Genomic DNA, 3710 nt, shown 5'->3' on the forward strand with positions numbered 1-3710 from the left:
TTCTAACATGAGACCCTTCGTACCTCAGGGTGACGTTCGACAACCTGACAACACCACACCCCGACAACGCGCAGCAGGCAACCCGACAACAATCAGTACCAAGTACTATGTACCATGTACCAAGCTAAATCCGACAACTTGATAACCTGACAACAATTCTAACATGAGACCCTTCGTACCTCAGGGTGACGTTCGACAACCTGACAACACCACACCCCGACAACGCGCAGCAGGCAACCCGACAACAATCAGTACCAAGTACTATGTACCATGTACCAAGCTAAATCCGACAACTTGATAACCTGACAACAATTCTAACATGAGACCCTTCGTACCTCAGGGTGACGTTCGACAACCTGACAACACCACACCCCGACAACGCGCAGCAGGCAACCCGACAACAATCAGTACTATGTACCATGTACGAAGCTAAATCCGACAACTTGATAACCTGACAACAATATTAACATGAGACCCTTCGTACCTCAGGGTGACGCTGGTAATCAAATAACCCTTTAATCAATTAACCCAATAACCACCCCACAGCTTCGCCCTTTCAATCCCATCAGGAAATCTTACCGAGTACTAAAATTACTCATGAGTAACAAAATTACTCGGGCAATCGGGATTTGCAAACCTTCTAAAAACATTTTCACCGCACATAAAAAATTAAAAGAAATACCTCCTTTTTTCATAAAATCTTCATCATAATGAAAATGTGAGTGGAAAAATCTAAAATGTATTTCAAATCTTTAAATTGATTTTGATAAAAAAATATATAACCATTTATTTTTCAATGAATTATAATCCAAAAAATGGCATAAAACTCAAAACTGAAGGTTGCCATCCCAGGCTTCTTGCCCCCTTGATTTCCATTATTAAATGTGAAATAAATAGTATTTCTTGGCGTATTAATTGGGCTTTTATTCGGGAAGTTCTTTACGAAGAATATTTTTCCTTTCGTTTGGAAAATGCTTGGTAGGGAAAAGTGGAGTGAAATTCCTCTGACTTGCTCCGGGCATGAGTGACATGGTCCAAAAGTTAAAAATCCTGTGCCGTGGACAATAGACTTTGTCTGTGGAAGATGATCCGAGACAAGGAGGATATATCTTCTAAAAAAGCGGAAATCATAGTATCAAAGAGATTGAAAAAGATAAACCCTAGAAATTTTCCCCCATGCTCATTATTCAATACCGTGCCCACGATTATTTTCTGCACCAGCTAGACGAGAGTTTTATCGGTTTGGCCTTTGTGCTGACCGACAAGTACGAAGGCAACATGGATGTTTTTCTACCACACAAACCCAAGATCATCATCCATGAGGGCTTTATCTGCATCAAAAAACTCGAGCTAAGTGTCAGGGGAAAAAATGACAACAGTAATTTCCACAAAAACCTGGACATTGAATTCAACGAGATCAAAAAGGTGTTTTTCAACAAGTCAGATGATACCGAAGATTTCTTTCTGAATATCCCTGAGGGCAACTATTCCAGATTGGGATTTGGGATTCATCTCTGCGACCACGAGCAGAATCCCTCGGTTTTTATCAGTGCTTCTTACTACAGTACAGAGGGAGAATTGATTCCCGTGACCATAGAGCTTTTTGGGGCAAGGCCACGCTTTGACTTAGAACTCGATGCTGACAATTCACCCATTCTTTCCTTTAACTCCAACAGGACCATCAATCCCTCCATTATTTTCGAAATCAATGCCTCCAAATGGCTCGACACCCTGACGATCGAGGACTTTGAGGAAGCCCAAAAAACAGAAAATAATATCCTGATCAACGACAAAAACAACCGCCACCTCTACTTCAAACTCGCCGCCGAAATCCATAAGGGAGACGAGATCAATTTGGAACTACGGTGAATTAATTCAGAATTATGAATTCATAATTCTGAATTAATTTTTCCGATTATAAACGTTTAATCGAACAATATATAATTAAGGCTTTGGTATTTTAGCAGAATATTAACCTAAAATGAAAAACCCCATCCTTGATAAAACCTTTATTTTTGCGGAAAAGATTCTGAATGTCTATTTTTTCCTCCGTGAAAAGAATCACTTCAGGCTAGCAGATCAAATTGTTGGTTCGGGCACCTCAATATGAGCTAACGTGGTAGAGGCCCAAGCCCCACAATCAAAAAATGACTTTATCTCAAAAATCAGCATCGCGTCAAAAGAGGCGAGAGAAACGGCCTATTGGATCAAATTACTAAACCGAAAAGAATTGATCCAGGACCATCCTGACTATCTTTATTTACAAACCGAAATCGAAGAAATCATAAAAATTCTCAACTCTATTTTGATTTCCTCAAAAAACAACCGCTGACCCCATTCTTAATTCATTTATTCTTCATTCCTAATTCCTCATTATTCATTCTTCACTGATAATTCTACATTCATAATTCATAATTCTGAATTAACAAAACTCCCACACCTTCCCCACATACAATTCCCCTCCAAAACTCTCTTTCCACTGCACAAGGCTTTCTTTGGGTAAGCCTGTTTTTGGGTCAGTCACTCCCCCTAAGTCAATGTATTTTTCACCTATATTCCGCATCAAATAGCCGATCAGGAGGTCCACAGCCCTGTTTTTTCTTCCATCATCGGTAGAAGCGATATATTGTGTCCTAACCACCTCAGGATGGGTAAAAACCGTCACCCCAGCCAGAATCTCCCCTTTATGGTAGGCATTAAACTGCCGTATTTTTCCATTATTTTTGGTGGCAAGGTATTCGATTTCAGCAAGTGTATGTACCGGTTCATAGCCCAACACCTGCCGGTGGTAAGGCATCAGGATTTCATCCCAAAACGTCACAAAACAATCATCTTCCTCAATGTGAATGCCCAAATTCATGGCCTTTTGGACACCCCACCTTTTGCCTCGGTCAGAAATCACTTTTGGTAATTCGATGGCATAATTGGGGTCTTCATCCACCAACACTCCACCGCAAGAAAGCATAAGGGCATCATTGTCGATTTTTTGGCTATGATAAAACTCCGGTACAGGCTTGACACGGATCCTGGTAAATCCACACTCAAAAAGAAATTTCAGGGATTTCTGGATAACCTGCAGTTGCTTACTTGCATCGAGTTTTTTAAGGAAAACCCAGCCTCCAAAAGTCAATCCCTGATGGGACAAAAATGTCTTTTCAAAGCTATTGCCGGGCAGGGCGGCCACCAATTCCTCCCCCTCATAAATCAGGAGAGAGGCATCGACAAAACGGTCTTTATGGTAATCCATAAAGTTCCTGGAATGAAGAAATACCCCATTGGAACTGTTTTCAATCAGTTCATTCCAAGAATCAAAATCAGATGGGGAATATTTTTTTATTTCTAACAATGTAAATAGGGATTAAAAATGATAATGGCTTTGCATAAGGGTATTAATTGAAATCAGCATTCAGGACAGGTAAAGTCCTGTTGCTGCGATTGCGAGATGAGGCTTTAATTCCGGTGGTTCACCTAAAAAAATCAGAAACAAAACCGCTTTGGTTCATTTCAATATCCATTTAATATCCAATATCCATCAATATCCAATATGATAAAATTGGTTTAAACAGCATACTATAATATTCATTTCCTTTTGTGTCTTTGAGGGAAATTACCCTTTGCGCCTTCGTGTCTTTACGAGAAATCCCCCTTTGTGCCTCTGTGTCTTTGTGAGATATTTCCTGCGCCTTCCCCTGAAATTATCCGAGGACTTT

Annotated in this window: 3 protein-coding genes; 2 read left to right on the forward strand and 1 reads right to left on the reverse strand. The window is 40.2% G+C overall.

The genetic code is table 11. From position 1 onward, the window contains the following. Positions 1 to 1176: 1176 nt before the first annotated feature. Both MMU07_RS21580 and MMU07_RS21585 read left to right on the forward strand, forming a co-directional pair. Positions 1177 to 1869, forward strand: a complete 693-nt coding sequence (locus tag MMU07_RS21580) for a hypothetical protein (RefSeq protein WP_241128688.1) — start codon at positions 1177 to 1179, stop codon at positions 1867 to 1869. 247 nt (positions 1870 to 2116) lie between these two features. Then, a complete protein-coding gene (locus MMU07_RS21585) occupies positions 2117 to 2332 on the forward strand; it encodes a four helix bundle protein (protein WP_241128689.1) in 216 nt (71 codons plus the stop codon). Positions 2333 to 2422: 90 nt separating this feature from the next. Here the strand turns inward: MMU07_RS21585 and MMU07_RS21590 are convergent, their stop codons facing one another. After that, positions 2423 to 3346 (reverse strand): hypothetical protein, encoded by a 924-nt coding sequence (locus MMU07_RS21590; RefSeq protein ID WP_241128690.1) that lies wholly within the window; start codon positions 3344 to 3346, stop codon positions 2423 to 2425. Positions 3347 to 3710 lie beyond the last annotated feature (364 nt).

The organism is Cognataquiflexum nitidum, assembly GCF_022538055.1.
Taxonomy (GTDB): Bacteria; Bacteroidota; Bacteroidia; order Cytophagales; family Cyclobacteriaceae; genus Cognataquiflexum; species Cognataquiflexum nitidum.

Excerpts from the sequence above, each read along its gene's own strand:
- MMU07_RS21580 (WP_241128688.1), top strand. The coding sequence starts at position 1,177 with ATGCTCATTATTCAATACCGTGCCCACGATTATTTTCTGCACCAGCTA.